The following is a 16216-nucleotide window of genomic DNA, read 5'->3' on the forward strand; positions in this document are numbered from 1 at the left end:
GCCAAAGCCCGTAAGAACTACGCCGGGACCTCCCCGATCACTCGCGCGTCGGGCAAGAAGAAGGTCGCCCTGGCCCGGTTCATCCACAACGACCGGCTCATCGACGCCCTGCTTACCCAGGCCTTCAGCGCACTGAGGCTCTCGCCCGGCGCGCGGGCCTACTACGACCGGCAACGAGCCCGCGGCTCCAGTCACAACGCCGCCCTGCGTCAGGTCGCCAACCGGCTCGTCGGCATCCTGCACGGATGCCTCAAAACCGGCACCCTCTACGACGAGACGACCGCCTGGTCGCATCACGCAGAGTTCGTTGCGGCTTGACATCTACGCTCCTGGGATGTCTTTCAATAGGACATTTTCTCCGTATGTCCCTATCACGACTGATCAAGCTGTTATTCCCCGCAGGTAGGGTTGCCTACGTGACTCACGCTCGTGGCGAACGCACCGCGCTCTGCGATCTGCTCGACCGCCTCGGCCCTGACGCGCCCACCTTGTGCGAAGGATGGACCACGGCCGACCTCGCCGCTCACCTCGTCGTGCGTGAGCGCAGGCCCGACGCCATGCCCGGGATCGCCGTCAAGCCCCTCTCCGGCTACACCGCCTCGGTGCAGCGCGGCGTCAAGGAGCGGCACCCCTACCCCGAGCTCGTCCGCCTCGTCCGCGAGCCCGGCGGCGCGTACGCGCTGCTGCCCGCCCTCGACGAGGCCGTCAACACGCTCGAGTTCTTCGTCCACCACGAGGACGTCCGCCGGGCCCAGCCGTCGTGGGAGCCGCGCGAGCTGCCCGCCGACCTCGACCGGCTCATCTGGAAGCGGGTCGCGGGCGGCGCCCGCCTGATGCTGCGCAAGGCGCCCGTCGGCGTCGTGCTGCACCGGCTGGGCGGGGGCGTGGCGCTCGGCGGTCCGCGCCACGGCGCCCGGGTCGAGGTCACCGGCCGGGCGAGCGAGCTGCTGATGTTCTGCTTCGGCCGTCAGGAGCACGCAGAAGTCGAGCTCACCGGAGACCCTGATGACATCGCCCGGCTGCGCGCCGCCTCACTCGGCGTCTGACCCGCCCTGGCCGGCGTACATCCGCTCGGCGATGGCGACCTGCGCGAGCCGGCGCAGCGAGGCGATGAGCGTGTCGCCCATCGAGGTGCCGACGACCACGATCTCCACCGCGCGCTCGCGGTCGCTCACGTCGGGACCGAGCACGCGCAGGTCGGTCTCGGCGGCCCGCTGGGCCGCGTCGGCGTAGCCGTCGAGTTCGTCGATCATGTCGTGGTAACCCACCTCGTCGAGCGTGGCGAGCACGCCCACGGCCGTGCGGTAGGCGGGTTCCTCGGTCAGGCCCTTCCAGCCGCGCCGTTCCAGCAGGTCGTCCAGTCTCCGCTGCGCCTCCTCCTTGCTGGGCCCAGGCCGGGCCTCCTGGCGGCGGGTCACGGTCTTCTGCGCGGCGCCGAGCAGCATGAACTCCTGTAGCCCCGGATTGTCGATCTGCTCCATGAGGTCGCGGATGACCGCGATGGACAGGTTTCCGTACTCGGTCAGGGCCCGTACGAGGCGCAGCCTGCGCGCGTGTTCCTCGCCGTACTCGGCCTGGTTGCGGCCGGTCGGCCGCCCGGGGCTGACCAGCCCTTCCCGTATGTAGTACTTGATCGTGGGAACCGGGATCCCGGTCGTCTCACTCAGCTCCGCCATGCGCACGTTCTTCACATCCCTCTTGCCGTTCTTGGATAGCTTAGCTATAGATAGTAAGAAGTAGCACTATCCACTATCCGGAAGGCAACCCCCCATGTGGTCCTGGCACCGTCCGCTCATGCTCTTCTGCGCGGTCATGGCCGCACTGAGCGTGATCTTCCTCCCGCTCGTCGTCCTCGACCCGCGTACGCTCGACGGCCTCCCGATCTGGGTCAAGCCGCTGAAGTTCGCCGTCTCCTTCGCCCTCTACTCCTTCACCTGGGCCTGGCTGCTGTCGCTGCGCCACCGCGCCGGGCGGGTGAGCCGGTGGATGGGCACACTCCTGGTCGTGACCGGGACGATCGAGGTCGTCCTGATCACCTTCCAGGCCGCCCGCGGCCGCCACAGCCACTTCAACGTGGCGACCCCGTTCGACCGGGCCGTCTTCATCGCCATGGGCGTGACCATCGGGCTGCTCCTGGTCGCCAACCTGGTCGCCGCGATCCTCGTGATCGTCGAACGCCAGGCCGACCGGGTCGGCACCTGGGCCGTACGGCTCGGGCTGGTCGTCTCCTCGCTCGGCCTGGCGTCCGGATCGCTCATGGTCACCGGGGTGCCCGGCCAGAACTGGGCCGAGAACCTCGCCGGCGCCCACACCGTGGGGCTCCCCGACGGCGGCCCCGGCCTGCCGCTGCTCGGCTGGAGCACCGTCGGTGGCGACCTGCGGGTGGCGCACTTCGTCGGCATGCACGCGCTGCAGCTGCTCCCGCTGCTCGCGATGCTGCTCGCCGCGCTGTCGGCGCGGTGGACGGCGCTGCGCGACGAGGACGTCAGGGCCCGCCTCGTGATCGTCGCGGGGCTCGCCTACGGCGGCCTGTTCCTGCTGGTGCTGTGGCAGGCACTGCGCGGGCTGCCGCTGATCGCTCCCGACGCCCTGACGCTCGCCGCCCTCGGCGCACTCGCCGTCGCCACCCTCGGCGGCGTCGCCGCCGCGCTGCGCCAGAAGCAAGATCTCACCGCGCGGTGACACGGCGACCTGGACGGCGGTGACGCGCGGTCAGACCCGCGTCACCGCCGGGCCATGCCCGTACGGAAATACCTCCAGGTAAGCCCTCCGCGGCGGGGATCGACCCCATACCATGGCAGAGGAAGAAGCCCCCCGGTTAAGATCAAGAACATCTTCATAGAAGATGCCTACGGATCACCCAGATCCGGGTATATACGGCTGGGAACGAACTGCAGGAGGCCCCCCATGCAGGTCAAGAAGGTGATCACCTACGTGGCTGTCGCGTTCGTGGTCTTCTACCTGTTGTCCCGGCCGGCCGAAGCCGCCACCGCGGTCAACTCTGTTTTCGACGGAATCGTCGCCGGAGCCAACCAGTTGGCGGTGTTCTTCACAGGCGTTCTGAACTGACAGTCGGCCCTGTCCGCGTGCGGTGCTTCCCCGCGGTGCCGGAACGTGTTACGCAGACAGGATGAGAGATCGCCCCGGCGCAACCACCCATCAGCTCGACCCACACGTACGGCGCATCCTCGAACGCGCCGAACTCGAAGGCGTCGAGCTGATCCGTTTCCTGTACGCCGACCACGGCGGGGTGATCCGCGGCAAGGCCGCGTCCCGCTCGCGGCTCGCCGAACGGCTCGGCACGGGCATCGGGCACACGGTGGCCATGATGGCGATGAACATGCTCGACCAGCTCCAGGAGGTCGAGCAGATGGGTCCGGTGGGCGAGGTGCGCATCGTCCCCGATCCCACCACGTACGTCCCGTTGCCGTACGCCCCGGGCGGGGCGGCGATGCTGTCCGACCTGCGCCTGCCGGACGGCTCGCCCTGGGACGCGTGCCCGCGCACGTTCCTCAAGGACGCCGTCGCGGCGCTCGCGGACGAGGGCTACTCGCTGGTCGCCGCGTTCGAGCCGGAGTTCACGCTCGGCCGGCGCCTGCCCGACCCGGCCGGCGGCCTCGACCGGCTGGTGCCGCTCGACGACTCGCTGTGCTACTCCGCCACCGGGTTCGACACCGCCCACGACTACACGATGAAGCTCGTCCGCGCCCTGGAGGACCAGGGCCTGCGGGTGGAGCACTACCACCCCGAACTCGGGCACGGCCAGCAGGAGCTGTCGGTACGCCACGCGCCCGCGCTGCGCGCCGCCGACAACCACGTCCTCTACCGCGAGACCGTGCGCGGCGTGGCGCTGCGCATGCAGATGTGGGCCTCGCTGGCCCCCAAACCACTGGCCGACCAGGCCGGGAACGGCGCCCACCTGCACCTGTCACTCTGGCGCGACCAGCGCAACGTCCTGGCCGAGGACGGCGCGGCGCGCGCGGGCTTCATCGGCGGCCTGATGGCCCACCTGCCCGCGCTCACCGCCCTGACGTGCGGGTCGGTCAACAGCTTCCGCCGCCTCGCGCCCCGGTCGTGGGCCGGCGCCTACGCCGTCTACGGCCCCGACAACCGGGAGGCCGCCCTGCGCGTGTGCTCCCCGCTCGGTGAGAGCGGCGAGCCCAACCTGGAGCTGAAGCCGTCCGACTCCTCGGCCAACCCGTACCTGTCGCTCGGCGCCGTCATCCACGCGGGCCTCGACGGCATCCGGCGCGGGCTCGACCCGGGCGAGCCGGTCGACGTCGACCCCGACACACGGCCGGGCCGCTACCCCCGGCTGCCGTCGTCCCTCGACGAGGCGCTGGACGCGCTGGAGGCCGACGAGGTGCTCATGGAGGCGCTGGGGCCGCTGCGGCGCCGGGCGTACCTGGCCGTCAAACGGTCGGAGGCGACCGCCTTCGCCGCCCGCGACGTCGGCTTCGAGCTCGCCCACCACCTGCGGGTCTTCTGAGACGAAGGGGGCCGGGCCAGCCGCGACCCCCTTCTCGGCGCTCAACGGACCGGGTGGCCCGCCCGCCGCAGCGTCTCCTTCACCTCGGTGATCTTCAGCGTGCCGAAGTGGAACACGCTGGCCGCGAGAACCGCGTCGGCGCCCGCGGCCACCGCCGGAGGGAAGTCCTCCAGCCGTCCCGCGCCACCGCTCGCGATCACCGGCACCCGCACGGCCGCGCGGACCGCGCCCAGCATCTCGAGGTCGTAGCCGTCGAGCGTGCCGTCGCCGTCCATGGAGTTGAGCAGGATCTCGCCCACGCCGAGCTCCTCGCCGCGAGCCGCCCACTCCACCGCGTCGATGCCGGTGCCGCGCCGTCCGCCGTGGGTGGTCACCTCGAACCCGCTCGGGGTGCCGGGCGCGCGACGGGCGTCGACCGACAGCACGACGCACTGCGCGCCGAACCGCCTGGACGCCTCGGTGAGCAACTCGGGCCGGGCGATGGCGGCCGTGTTCAGCGACACCTTGTCGGCGCCCGCGCGCAGCAGCCGGTCGACGTCCTCGACCGAGCGGACGCCACCGCCCACCGTGAGCGGGATGAACACCTGCTCGGCCGTCCTGCGCACGACGTCGAGCATGGTCTCGCGCTCGCCGGACGACGCCGTGATGTCGAGGAAGGTGAGCTCGTCGGCGCCCTCCTCGTCGTAGCGCCTGGCCAGTTCGACCGGGTCGCCGGCGTCGCGCAGGTTCTCGAAGTTGACGCCCTTGACCACCCGGCCCGCGTCCACGTCGAGACAGGGAATGACTCTCACCGACACGGTCATGCTCGTAGTGCCTCGATCTCGATCTCGACCAGCATCCGCGGGTCGACCAGCCCGGCCACCCGCACGCCGGTGCAGGCCGGGCGTACCTTGTGGAAGACGTCGTGGATGGCGCGGCCGGCCGCGTCGAAGTCGCGGTGCTCCACCACGTAGTAGCGCACCATGACGACGTCCTCGCGCGTGAGGCCGCCCAACGTCACGGCCTCCAGTGCGATGTCCATCGCGGTCAGGCTCTGCTGGTAGGCGTCGCCGATGTGGCGCACCTCTCCGTCGACCGTGGCCGTGCAGCCGGACACGATCACTCGTCCGCCCGCGACAACCGCTCGGGCGTAACCGTACTTTTCCTCCCAGATGCCGCCGGAGAACACACGGTAACCGGTGCTCTCCATGCCGACGCCGCCCAGGTTCATCTCGCCCCCTCCCGGCAAGAACTACGCGCGTACCGCGACAAGCGCGTCCTCCAACGTGAACGCGTGAGCGTAGAGGGCTCTGCCCACAATGGCCCCCTCCACTCCGTCCGGCACGAGCGACGCGAGCGCGACCAGGTCATCGATGCTGGAGACGCCGCCGCTCGCCACCACGGGCCTGTCCGTACGGGCACAGAGCTCGCGGTAGAGGTCGAGGTTGGGACCCTGCATCATGCCGTCCCTCGTCACGTCGGTCACGACGTAACGGGGACACCCGTCGGCCTCCAGGCGGTCGAGGACCTCCCACAGGTCGCCGGCGTCCTCGGTCCAGCCGCGCGCGGCCAGCGTGGTGCCGCGCACGTCGAGCCCGACCGCGATCCTGTCACCGTGCTCGGCGATGATCCTGCGGCACCACTCGGGCTTCTTCAGCGCCGCGGTGCCGATGTTGACCCGCCGGCAGCCGGTGGCGAGCGCGGCGGCCAGCGACTCGTCATCGCGGATGCCGCCGGACAGCTCGACGTTCACGTCGAGCTTGCCGACCACCTCGGCGAGCAGGTCGCGGTTGCTCCCCCGGCCGAAGGCGGCGTCGAGGTCGACCAGGTGCACCCACTCGGCCCCGGCCTGCTGCCAGGCGAGCGCGGCGGCCAGCGGATCACCGTAGCCGGTCTCGGTGCCGGCCTCTCCTTGCACCAGGCGTACGGCCTGGCCGTCGACCACATCGACGGCCGGCAACAACACGAGCGACATTCAGGTCCTCCGGTCGAAAGCGAGGGTCACCACAACGGGTGCGAGCAGCAGGGAGAAGACCAGCACGGCCAGGCTCACCGTCAGCGAGCCCCAGACCAGCCAGACGACCGCCTGCAGCAGCACGAAACCGAGCGCCACCACCGCGTTCTGGGCGCGGTGCCGGCGGGCGACCAGGCCGCGCTGCCGGGCGTAGCGCACCGGGCGCGGGGTCAGGCGGGTCACCAGCGCCCGGCGGCGGGCCCGCCGGGCCTGACGTTCCTCGTTGGCCCGGACGGCGTGCGCCCGCTCGGCCTCGCGTACGGCGCGCCTGCGCGCACGCTCCTTACTCACCGGACGCTCACCGGACGCTCACCGACCCCTTCAGGCCGCCCCGGCGGGCGCGTGCGGTCACGCGCCCGTCCGCTCACAGCGTGGCCACCCAGTTTTTCAGCAGCGCCGCCCCCGCGTCACCAGACTTCTCGGGGTGGAACTGCGTGGCCGACAAGGGGCCGTTCTCCACGGCCGCCACGAACGGCACGCCGTGCTCGGCCCAGGTGACGATCGGCTCGGCGAAGCCGTCGCCGGTGCGCAGCTCCCACTCGCGCACACCGTAGGAGTGCACGAAGTAGAAGCGGGTGGCCGCGTCGAGGCCCGCGAACAGCACGCTGCCCTCGGGCACCTTCACGGTGTTCCACCCCATGTGGGGCAGGATGGGCGCGTCGAGCCGTTCGACCGTGCCCGGCCACTCGCCGCAGCCCTCGGTCTCGACGCCGTGCTCGACGCCCTTCGCGAACAGGATCTGCATGCCGACGCAGACGCCGAGCACCGGCCGGCCGCCGGACAGGCGGCGGCCGATGATCTGCTCGCCGCGGACGGCCTTGAGACCCTTCATGCACGCCTCGAACGCGCCCACACCCGGCACGACCAGCCCGTCGCACTCCAGAGCCGTCTCGTAGTCGGACGTCACGCTCACGTCGGCGCCGGTGCGGGCCAGCGCGCGCTCGGCCGAGCGCAGGTTGCCCGAGCCGTAATCGAGCACCACGATCTTCTTCTTGCTCACCACCACAGCACCCCCGCCGTGATCGCCATCGCCGCGCCCACCGCGCAGACCACGGCGCCGACCTTGGTGCCCTGCCTGATCAGCGAGATCACGCCGCCGATCAGGAACAGCCCGACGAACACCATCACACCCGCGAGCAGGTTGTCGGTCACAGCACGCCCTTGGTGCTCGGCACGCCGGTGGCGCGCGGGTCGAGCTCGGACGCCTCGCGCAGCGCCCGCGCCAGCGCCTTGAACTGCGCCTCCACGATGTGGTGGGCGTTGCGCCCGTACGGGACGTGCACGTGCAGGCAGATCGCCGCCTGCGCGACGAACGACTCCAGGATGTGGCGGGTCATCGTCGTGTCGTAGTCGGGGCCGATCATCGGCGCCATGCCCTCGGGCTCGTGGTGCACGAGGTACGGACGGCCGGACAGGTCGACGGTGACCTGGGCCAGCGATTCGTCCAGCGGGCAGGACGCGCTCCCGAACCGCCGGATGCCCGACTTGTCGCCCAATGCCTCGCGGAACGCCGCCCCCAGGGCGAGCGCGGTGTCCTCGATCGTGTGGTGGGAGTCGATGTGCAGGTCGCCCTCGGTCTTCACGGTCAGGTCGAACAACCCGTGCTTGCCGAGCTGGGCCAGCATGTGGTCGTAGAAACCGACACCGGTGGACACCTCGACCCGGCCGGTGCCGTCGAGGCCGACCTCCACCAGGACCGAGGTCTCCTTCGTGACACGCTCGACGCGGCCTACGCGGCTCACAGGACTCCTTCCAGGGCGGCACGGAACGCCGCCATCTCGTCACCGGTGCCGATCGACACCCTCAGCCATTCCGGCGGGCCCACCTCGCGGATGAGCACGCCGCGCTCCAGCAACGCCTCCCACACCGCGCGCCGGTCGGGGAAGCGCCCGAACAGCACGAAGTTGGCGTCGGAGTCGGCCACCACCAGGCCCTTGCCGCGCAGCCAGGCGACCGTGTCGTCGCGCTCGCGCCGCAGGGTGTCGACCGTGCCGAGCAGTTCGGCGCGGTGCCGCAGCGCCACGCGCGCCGCCGTCTGCGTGATCGTGGACAGGTGGTACGGCAGCCGCACCAGCAGCAGCGCCTCCACCACCGCCGGGTGGGCGGCCAGGTAGCCCAGCCGCGTGCCGGCCATGGCGAACGCCTTGGACATCGTGCGGGTGACGATGAGCCGCGGATGGTCGGGCAGCAGCGCCAGCGCCGACGGCGTGCCGGTGCGGGCGAACTCGGCGTAGGCCTCGTCGACGACGACCATGCCAGGCGCGGCGGAAAGGACCGCCTCGATCGTCGCCAGGGGCAGCGCCGTGCCGGTCGGGTTGTTGGGCGAGGTGAGGAAGACGATGTCGGGCCGGTGCTCCTCGATCGCCGCGACGGCCTTGCCCGCGTCGAGCGAGAAGTCGTCCTCACGGCTCGCGCCGATCCACTCGGTGCTCGTGCCGGTCGTGATGATCGGGTGCATCGAGTAGGACGGCTCGAACCCGACGGCGGTACGGCCGTGCCCGCCGAAGGCCTGGAGGATCTGCTGGAGCACCTCGTTGGAGCCGTTGGCCGCCCACACCCGCTCGGTCGTGAGGCCGTGGCCGAGGTAGGCGGCCAGGTCGGCGCGCAGCGCGAGCGCGTCGCGGTCGGGATAGCGGTTGAGCTCTCCGGCCTGCGCCGCGACCTCGGCCGCCAGGTCGGCGACCAGCGCGGGCGAGGGCGGGTAGGGGTTCTCGTTGGTGTTGAGCCGTACCGGGACGTCGATCTGGGGCGCGCCGTAGGGAGTCTTGCCCCTCAGATCGGCTCGGATCGGCAGGTCTTCCAGGTTCACGTCGTCTCCGTGGGCACTCGCCAGTCGAAACGGGCGCGGATGGCGGCACCGTGGGCGGGCAGGTCTTCGGCGTCGGCCAGGACCGACACGTGGGCCGCCGCCTGAGCGAGCGCCGTACGCGAATAGTCGACCACGTGGATGCCGCGCAGGAAAGACTGAACCGACAGACCGCTGGAGTGACAGGCGCAGCCGCCGGTGGGCAGCACGTGGTTGGACCCGGCGAGGTAGTCGCCGAGCGAGACCGGTGACCAGGGCCCCACGAAGATCGCGCCGGCGTTGCGCACCCGCGCCGCGACCGCGGCCGCGTCGGCCGTCTGGATCTCGAGGTGCTCGGCGGCGTAGGCGTCGACGACCGCGAGACCGTCGTCGAGCGAGTCGACCAGCACGATGCCCGACTGCTTGCCGCTCAGCGCCTCGTTGATGCGCTCGGAGTGGCGGGTCGCGGAGATCTGCCCCGGCAGCTCCTTCTCGACCGCGTCGGCGAGCTCTGTGCTCGTGGTGACCAGCACGGCCGCCGCGATCGTGTCGTGCTCGGCCTGGCTGATCAGGTCGGCGGCGACGTGGACCGGGTCGGCCGTCTCGTCGGCCAGGATCGCGATCTCGGTCGGGCCCGCCTCGGAGTCGATGCCGATGACGCCCTTGAGCAGCCGCTTGGCCGCCGCCACCCAGATGTTGCCGGGGCCGGTCACCATGGTGGCCGGCGGGCACTCCTCGGTGCCGTAGGCGAACATCGCCACGGCCTGCGCCCCGCCCACCGAGTAGACCTCGTCGACGCCGAGCAGCGCGCACGCGGCGAGGATCGTGGGGTGCGGCAGGCCGCCGAACTCTTTCTGCGCCGGGCTGGTCACGGCCAGCGATCCGACGCCGGCCTCCTGGGCCGGGACGACGTTCATCACGACGCTGGACGGGTAGACCGCGCGCCCGCCCGGCACGTACAGGCCCACGCGGTCGACCGGCACCCACCGCTCGGTGACCGTGCCGCCGGGCACGACCTGCGTGGTGACGTCGGTGCGGCGCTGGTCGCGGTGGACCAGCCGGGCCCGCCTGATCGACTCTTCCAGCGCGGCCCGCACCGCGGGGTCGAGCTCGGCCAGGGCCCGCCGCAGGGCCTCGGCCGGGACCCGGGTGGAGGCGATCTCGACGCCGTCGAACCTGGCGGTCAGCTCCCGTACGGCCGCCACACCGCGATGGCGTACGTCGTCACAGATCGGCCGCACCTTCTCCAGGGCGGCCTCGACGTCGAGCTCGGCGCGGGGCAGCACGTCACGCAGATCCGCAGGCAGCGGACCGCGCATGTCAATACGGGAAATCACCCTCACAGTCTACGGAGTCCACGCCCTGAGTCGCGTTCCGTCCAGCATGCGGACCGCGCCCCTCTACCAAGAGAGGGCGGCCGCCGGGTGGCGCTCGCCAACACGCGCCCGACGGCCGCCGTCGCCCCGGACCGGGCCTGCCGGGGCGCTGCCGTGGCCGCCACGGGGTACGGCCACGACCGGGAAAAGCCTGGGCCGCCACTTCTGCCCGTGATGTCGGTGAACTAACGCGATACACCAAGAGAAACGTTCAGTAGCGAAAAGCTAACCATACGCAGCTTTCACCGCTCTTGCGTGTCGCGACGGCGGGACACCCGCGACGACCAGCCGGAGAGGTTTCGTACCCTGCACGAATGGGACGGTGGCACGGGCCGGACGGCCTGGTGGTGGAGGTCATCATGCTCGATGACCACCCGATGCTGCGCGTCTGCCACCGCGTCGGCGGCCGCACCTACCTGCACGGCTACTGCGCCACCGTGGCCGAGCTGCTCGAGCACGGCATCGATCTGGCCGACCTGGTCGAGGAAGAGCCCGCTTGACCATCTTCAGACCGCGGCCGGCCACTGCCCGACGACGCGACGGGGTACGGCCTGCACCATGGTGCGGCTCCCGGTCTACGCGCCGATGCTCGCCCAGCTCGGCACCCTGAGCTCCGTCCGGGGTCCCGAGTGGGCCGTGGAGATGAAGTGGGACGGCGTCCGCGCCCTCGTCTACGTCGAGGACGGCGCCGTACGGCTGCTGTCGCGCAACGGCAGGGACGTCACCCCCGCCTACCCCGAGCTGCAGCTCATGGCCTCCGCCACGAACAGGCGGGCGGCCGTCCTCGACGGCGAGGTCGTCGCCTTCGACGAGGCCGGACGGCCCAGCTTCGAGGCGCTGCAGCCCCGGATGCACCAGCGCCACCAGGCGGCCGTGGCCCACCTGGTCAGGACGGTGCCGGTGACGTTCATGGCGTTCGACATCCTGCACCTCGACAACGAGAGCACGATCGCGCTGCCGTACACCGAGCGGCGGGGGCTGCTGGAGAGCACGCTCACCCCGGGCTATCGCTGGCAGGTGCCGGTGTGGTTCTCCGGCCACGCCGAGCAGGCGTTCGACGCCTCCCGGCAGCTCGGGCTCGAAGGGGTGGTCTGCAAGCGGATGAACTCCCCCTACCGGCCCGGCCGGCGCAGCCCGGATTGGACCAAGGTCAAGAACGTCAGCGCCGTCGAGGTGGTGATCGGGGGCTGGAAACCGGGCGGCGGACGGCGCTCGGGCCTGATCGGCTCACTCCTGCTCGGCGCGTACGACCCGGCCGGACGACTGCGCTACGTCGGCCACGTCGGCACCGGGTTCACGCAGGCGATGCTGCGCGACCTCGGCGAGCTTGTCGCGCCGCTGGAGCGCCGGGAGCCGCCCTTCGACGAGCCGGTGCCGCGCGAGCACGCCAGGGACGCGCGCTGGGTGGAGCCCCGGCTGGTCGGCGAGGTGCAGTACGCCGAGGTCACGAGCGACGGGCGGCTGCGCCACCCCTCCTGGCGGGGGCTGCGGCCCGACCGCGAGCCGTCGGAGGCCCGCACGGAAGAGATCGCGCCGCCCGGCAGGTCCGGGCAGCAGGGCGGCACCGCCACGGGCTGAACGCGACACGACACCTCGAACTACGCTTCGCACTCATAGTGTGACTTAGAGTAATTGAGAGAATGTCGAACCGCTCGGGGGACACAGTGCGCAGAACTCTCGTCACCACCCTGGCCGCGCTGGCCGGCGCCACCCTCGCGCCACCCGCACCCGCCGCCGGCCGGCCACCCGTCCAGCCAGGCGCGGCGCCAGGGCACTCCGCGGCGCGCCCCCTGGACGCCGACTCGTCCCCGATCATGCGGCCGAAGCGCGCGGTGCGTTACTGGACCCCCGACCGGCAGGACGCGGCAGGCCCTGCCCACCTGCCACGGGCCGTCCCCCAGTTCTCGCCCGTCGCCAGCGCGCGCATCGCCCGGCCGCTCAGCGTCCCCACGGCCAAACGGCTCACGCCCGGCGCCGACGACAACGGCTACGCCCGCGTCGAGCGCCCGTACACGGGACGTGACCAGAGCCGCGTCACCGGCCGGCTGTTCTTCGTCAACTCCCTCGGGCAGGGCGACTCCTGCAGCGCCTCCGTCGTCCGCTCGGCCTCCGGGCTCCTCGTCGTCACCGCCGCCCACTGCGTCTACAGCGTCCCCCCGGGCTCGGCGGCCGGACGCTGGCACACCAACTTCGCGTTCGTGCCCGCCTACGACGGCCGCGCCGACGACGCGCGGCGGCGCGAACCGTACGGCAGGTGGGGCGGGCGGCAGGCGTGGAAGCCCGACGGCTACACCGGCATCAGCGGCGGCGACTGGAACTCCGTCTACGACCTCGCCCTCATCGAGGTCGGCCGGCACAAGCGCACCCTTCAGGACGCGGTCGGCGCCTTCACCCCGATGCTCAACCGCGGCGGCCGGCACATCATCACCACGACCGGCTATCCCGGCCTGCTCGGCATGACCCCGTACGACGGCCGCGACCAGCTGTGGTGCGTCGGCCGCACCCACCAGGCGCACAGCGTCACCCTCGCCCCCATCGTCACCGCCGCGGCCCAGGCGCCGCAACCGGGCCGGCTCGAGACCGACAACTGCCACCTGCACAAGGGGCACAGCGGCGGGCCGTGGCTCGTGCGCGGCACCGGCGACCTGATCGGCGTGCTGTCGGCGGGCAAGGACGACGGCGAGCCCGAGGGCAACTCCGTCGCCACCACGCTCAGCCCCGAGAGCTACGGCGCGCTGGTGCGGCAGGCCGACCCCGACGGCGTGTACGACGCGCTGTCGGTCAAGATGTCCGGCCCGGACCAGCCCGTCCGCCCCGGCCGCTCCGCCGCGGTGACGGCCACCGTCGCCGCGCGCGGCCTCGCGTCCAGCAACCGGGTGCCCGTCACCCTCATCGCGCCGCCCGGCACGAGCCTGTCCGGCGTCGACGGCGCCCGCTGCCACCTCGCCGGCCGGAGGGCCGACTGCACGATCGGGGCCGTCCATCCGGGCACACCCGTACGACTCACCGCGCGGGTGAAGGCCGGCCCCGGGCGCGGAGGGCCCGTCGAGGCGCGCGTCACCTCGTCGTTCCTCGACCCGGCGCAGCGCGACAACACCAGCACGGTGCGCCTGCCCGTCCGCCGCTGACGCGCCGGGTCAGCTCACCGCCTGCGCGGGCTCCCGCAGCGTCCGCGCCAGCAACCAGGCCAGCGCGGGGAAGACGACCAGACAGGCCAGCGCCGTCCGCAGCGAGGACGCCTCCGCCACCGCCCCCACCAGCGGGCTCACCAGGCCACCCACGCTCACCGCGAGACCCAGCGTCACCCCGCTCGCCGTGCCCATCCTGGTCGGCAGGAAGTCCTGGCCGAGCGTCACGTGCAGGGAGAACGGGACGTACAGGGCGATCGAGGAGGCGGCGACGAACAGGTACGCCGCCGGGCCCGGCACGAACACCACCCCGGCCACCGCCGGCACGGCCAGACCGTACGCCAGCCGCATCGTCGCCACCCTGCCCCAGCGGGCCGCCAGCCGCCCGCCCAGCACCGTGCCCAGCGCCCCACCCGCGAACAGCACGAACAGCGCCACCGCTCCTGCCGTCCCGCCGCCCAGGTGCAGGGCCACGAACGCGCTCAGGCCGACGTACACCACCGAACGGAACACGATCACCACCGTCAGCCGGGTGAACGACGGCCAGTCGTCGCGGCCCGTGACCGGCGCGGCGGCCCGCGCGGCCCCGCCGCCGCCGGACAGCGCCCTGACCGCGGGCAGCGTGAGCGCCGCGCCCAGCACCGCGGGCAGCGCCAGCCACGGCGAGGCGCCCAGCCCCCAGATCGCGAGCAGCGGTGTCACCAGCACGGGAGCGGAGGCGAACCCCAGCGTGCCGCCCAGCGAGAACCAGCTCATCCGCACGTGGCTGCCCTCGCTCGCGACGCGCGCAAGGCGCGCAGACTCCGGGTGGTACGCAGCCACCCCCAGCCCCGACAGGGCCACCGCGAACCACGTCAGCGCGTACGAGTCGGCCACTCCCCCGGCCGCCACCCCCGCCCCGGCCAGGACTGTGCTCACCGGGATCAGCCACGGCAGCCGCCGCCGGTCGGCCAGCGCGCCGAACAGCGGCTGCACGACGGACGACAGCAGCGTCGCGGCCAGCACGATGCCGGACACGGCGACGTAGCCGTACCCGCGCCCGGTGACCAGGAACGGCACGAGCGCGGGCACCGCGCCCTGGTAGAAGTCGACGGCGGCGTGGCCGGCGGCGAGCGTGGGGACCCTGTTCACCCCTCGATCATGTCGCCGGCCGCCGGTGGCCCGCTTCCGATAAGGTGCCAGATGATGTCGCAAATCCGCCACCTGCCGCTGGCACCCACCGGGCAGCGTCCCCTCGCGCCAGGCGCCGGCATCGACGCCCACCGCCACGACACCCACCAGATCGCGTACGCCTGCCGCGGCGTCGTGTCGGTCACCACCGGCACCGGGGCGTGGGTGGCACCCGCCAACCGGGCGATCTGGATCCCGGCGGGGACGGTCCACGAGCATCGCGCGCACGGTGACACCGACCTGCGCCTGGTGGGACTGACGCGCAACCCGCTGGGCCTCGACCGCCCGGCCGTCCTCGCCGTCGGCCCCCTCCTGCGCGAACTGCTCGTCGCGTACACCACCGACGACGCTCACGCCCATCACGGCGGCGAGCGGGAGCGGTTGCTCGCGGTGCTGCTCGACCAGCTCAGGGCGGCGCCCGAGCAGCCGCTGCACCTGCCCACGCCGCGCGACCCGCGGCTCGCGGCCGTCTGCGACGCGCTGCGCCGCGACCCGTCCGACGGACGTACGCTCGACCGGCTCGCCGCCGGCGCGGGCAGCAGCGACCGCACGCTGTCCCGGCTGTTCCGCGCCGAGCTGGGGATGACCTTTCCCCAGTGGCGCACCCAGCTCCGCCTGCACCACGCGCTGCTGCTCCTGGCCGAGGGCGTCGCGGTGACCACGGTCGCGCACCGGTGCGGCTGGGCGTCGGCGAGCGCGTTCATCGAGGTGTTCCGCAGGTCCTTCGGGTACACCCCCGGCCGCGCCTTTACAACGTAGATTCGTTACAATCGGATGTCGTGAGCACATCGAAAGGCAAGGGCGGCACGCCGGCCACCATGGCGCTGATCAAGGCCAAGGCCGAGTTCACCCTCCATCCCTACGAGCACGACGCCTCCGCGCAGGCCTACGGCGAGGAGGCCGCCGACGCGCTCGGGGTGCCGTACGAACGGATCTTCAAGACGCTCGTGGCCGAGGTCGAGAGCGGGCTCGCGGTCGCGGTCGTGCCCGTGGCGGGCAAGCTCGACCTCAAGGCGCTCGCCGGCGCGCTCAACAGCAAGCGGGCCGCGATGGCCGACGCCGCCAGGGTCGAGCGGGTCACCGGCTACGTCGTCGGCGGCATCAGCCCGCTGGGCCAGCGCAAGCAGCTCCCGACCGTGGTCGACTCCTCAGCCCTCGACTTCGAGACGATCTACTTCTCGGCGGGCAAGCGCGGCCTGCAGATCGAGACCGAGCCCGACAACCTCATCACCCTCACCCGGGCCGTCACCGCCCCGATCGGCCGGCAGGGCTGAG

21 protein-coding genes are annotated in these 16216 nt (G+C 72.2%); 10 read left to right on the plus strand and 11 right to left on the minus strand.

Going from position 1 to position 16216, the window contains the following annotated elements; translation table 11 throughout:
- Nucleotides 1–318: transposase (locus BLR04_RS34325; protein ID WP_143022345.1), on the plus strand; the 318-nt coding region annotated here is incomplete at its 5' end.
- Between the two features lie 98 nt (nucleotides 319–416).
- Nucleotides 417–1046, plus strand: a complete 630-nt coding sequence (locus BLR04_RS34330) for a TIGR03085 family metal-binding protein (protein WP_218129279.1) — start codon at nucleotides 417–419, stop codon at nucleotides 1044–1046.
- On the opposite strand, the gene BLR04_RS34335 is transcribed toward BLR04_RS34330, so the two are convergent.
- Nucleotides 1032–1676, minus strand: a complete 645-nt coding sequence (locus tag BLR04_RS34335) for a MerR family transcriptional regulator (RefSeq protein WP_090773237.1) — start codon at nucleotides 1674–1676, stop codon at nucleotides 1032–1034. The genes BLR04_RS34330 and BLR04_RS34335 overlap by 15 nt on opposite strands.
- A gap of 118 nt (nucleotides 1677–1794) precedes the next feature.
- On the opposite strand from BLR04_RS34335, the gene BLR04_RS34340 reads away from it, so the two are divergent.
- From BLR04_RS34340 to BLR04_RS34345, 3 genes are all read left to right on the plus strand, one after another.
- Nucleotides 1795–2682 (plus strand): hypothetical protein, encoded by an 888-nt coding sequence (locus BLR04_RS34340; protein WP_176903423.1) that lies wholly within the window; start codon nucleotides 1795–1797, stop codon nucleotides 2680–2682.
- 225 nt (nucleotides 2683–2907) lie between these two features.
- The gene (locus tag BLR04_RS41035) at nucleotides 2908–3069 is read left to right on the plus strand and encodes a hypothetical protein (protein ID WP_176903424.1); all 162 of its coding nucleotides are present in this window, start codon (nucleotides 2908–2910) and stop codon (nucleotides 3067–3069) included.
- Nucleotides 3070–3130: 61 nt separating this feature from the next.
- The gene (locus BLR04_RS34345) at nucleotides 3131–4489 is read left to right on the plus strand and encodes a glutamine synthetase family protein (RefSeq protein WP_090773239.1); all 1359 of its coding nucleotides are present in this window, start codon (nucleotides 3131–3133) and stop codon (nucleotides 4487–4489) included.
- A gap of 41 nt (nucleotides 4490–4530) precedes the next feature.
- On the opposite strand, the gene hisF is transcribed toward BLR04_RS34345, so the two are convergent.
- From hisF to hisD, 9 genes are all read right to left on the minus strand, one after another.
- Entirely contained in the window at nucleotides 4531–5292 is a 762-nt protein-coding gene (gene hisF / locus BLR04_RS34350) for an imidazole glycerol phosphate synthase subunit HisF (protein ID WP_090773241.1), read from the minus strand.
- The gene (locus BLR04_RS34355; RefSeq protein ID WP_090773243.1) at nucleotides 5289–5699 is read right to left on the minus strand and encodes a Rid family hydrolase; all 411 of its coding nucleotides are present in this window, start codon (nucleotides 5697–5699) and stop codon (nucleotides 5289–5291) included. Before BLR04_RS34355 ends, hisF begins: the two co-directional genes overlap by 4 nt.
- A 21-nt stretch (nucleotides 5700–5720) precedes the next feature.
- A complete protein-coding gene (gene priA, locus BLR04_RS34360; RefSeq protein WP_090773245.1) occupies nucleotides 5721–6443 on the minus strand; it encodes a bifunctional 1-(5-phosphoribosyl)-5-((5-phosphoribosylamino)methylideneamino)imidazole-4-carboxamide isomerase/phosphoribosylanthranilate isomerase PriA in 723 nt (240 codons plus the stop codon).
- Nucleotides 6444–6773 carry a hypothetical protein gene (locus tag BLR04_RS34365; RefSeq protein WP_090773248.1) on the minus strand — a complete coding sequence of 110 codons (330 nt, stop codon included), beginning with the start codon at nucleotides 6771–6773 and terminating at the stop codon, nucleotides 6444–6446.
- A 73-nt stretch (nucleotides 6774–6846) separates the two neighbouring features.
- Nucleotides 6847–7485, minus strand: a complete 639-nt coding sequence (gene hisH / locus BLR04_RS34370) for an imidazole glycerol phosphate synthase subunit HisH (RefSeq protein ID WP_218129280.1) — start codon at nucleotides 7483–7485, stop codon at nucleotides 6847–6849.
- Entirely contained in the window at nucleotides 7479–7634 is a 156-nt protein-coding gene (locus tag BLR04_RS41040) for a hypothetical protein (RefSeq protein ID WP_176903422.1), read from the minus strand. The genes hisH and BLR04_RS41040 overlap by 7 nt, the downstream gene beginning before the upstream one ends.
- The gene (hisB, locus tag BLR04_RS34375; protein ID WP_090773250.1) at nucleotides 7631–8224 is read right to left on the minus strand and encodes an imidazoleglycerol-phosphate dehydratase HisB; all 594 of its coding nucleotides are present in this window, start codon (nucleotides 8222–8224) and stop codon (nucleotides 7631–7633) included. The genes BLR04_RS41040 and hisB overlap by 4 nt, the downstream gene beginning before the upstream one ends.
- Nucleotides 8221–9291 (minus strand): histidinol-phosphate transaminase, encoded by a 1071-nt coding sequence (locus BLR04_RS34380; RefSeq protein WP_090773252.1) that lies wholly within the window; start codon nucleotides 9289–9291, stop codon nucleotides 8221–8223. The genes hisB and BLR04_RS34380 overlap by 4 nt, the downstream gene beginning before the upstream one ends.
- On the minus strand, nucleotides 9288–10604 hold the full coding sequence (hisD, locus tag BLR04_RS34385; protein WP_090773340.1) for a histidinol dehydrogenase: 1317 nt from the start codon (nucleotides 10602–10604) through the stop codon (nucleotides 9288–9290). The genes BLR04_RS34380 and hisD overlap by 4 nt, the downstream gene beginning before the upstream one ends.
- Before the next feature lie 353 nt (nucleotides 10605–10957).
- On the opposite strand from hisD, the gene BLR04_RS34390 reads away from it, so the two are divergent.
- From BLR04_RS34390 to BLR04_RS34400, 3 genes are all read left to right on the plus strand, one after another.
- Entirely contained in the window at nucleotides 10958–11143 is a 186-nt protein-coding gene (locus BLR04_RS34390) for a hypothetical protein (RefSeq protein WP_090773254.1), read from the plus strand.
- Between the two features lie 58 nt (nucleotides 11144–11201).
- The gene (gene ligD, locus BLR04_RS34395) at nucleotides 11202–12221 is read left to right on the plus strand and encodes a non-homologous end-joining DNA ligase (RefSeq protein ID WP_090773256.1); all 1020 of its coding nucleotides are present in this window, start codon (nucleotides 11202–11204) and stop codon (nucleotides 12219–12221) included.
- A gap of 86 nt (nucleotides 12222–12307) precedes the next feature.
- Entirely contained in the window at nucleotides 12308–13771 is a 1464-nt protein-coding gene (locus BLR04_RS34400) for a trypsin-like serine peptidase (RefSeq protein WP_176903425.1), read from the plus strand.
- A 9-nt stretch (nucleotides 13772–13780) separates the two neighbouring features.
- Here BLR04_RS34400 and BLR04_RS34405 read toward each other — a convergent pair whose 3' ends face one another.
- Nucleotides 13781–14902 (minus strand): MFS transporter, encoded by a 1122-nt coding sequence (locus BLR04_RS34405; protein ID WP_090773260.1) that lies wholly within the window; start codon nucleotides 14900–14902, stop codon nucleotides 13781–13783.
- Nucleotides 14903–14953: 51 nt separating this feature from the next.
- On the opposite strand from BLR04_RS34405, the gene BLR04_RS34410 reads away from it, so the two are divergent.
- Complete coding sequence (locus tag BLR04_RS34410; protein WP_245740848.1) at nucleotides 14954–15700, plus strand: AraC family transcriptional regulator; 747 nt, start codon at nucleotides 14954–14956, stop codon at nucleotides 15698–15700.
- Nucleotides 15701–15759: 59 nt separating this feature from the next.
- Nucleotides 15760–16215, plus strand: a complete 456-nt coding sequence (ybaK, locus tag BLR04_RS34415; RefSeq protein ID WP_090773344.1) for a Cys-tRNA(Pro) deacylase — start codon at nucleotides 15760–15762, stop codon at nucleotides 16213–16215.
- Nucleotide 16216: the final 1 nt, after the last annotated feature.

Source organism: Nonomuraea maritima (genome assembly GCF_900100395.1).
Taxonomy (GTDB): domain Bacteria; phylum Actinomycetota; class Actinomycetes; order Streptosporangiales; family Streptosporangiaceae; genus Nonomuraea; species Nonomuraea maritima.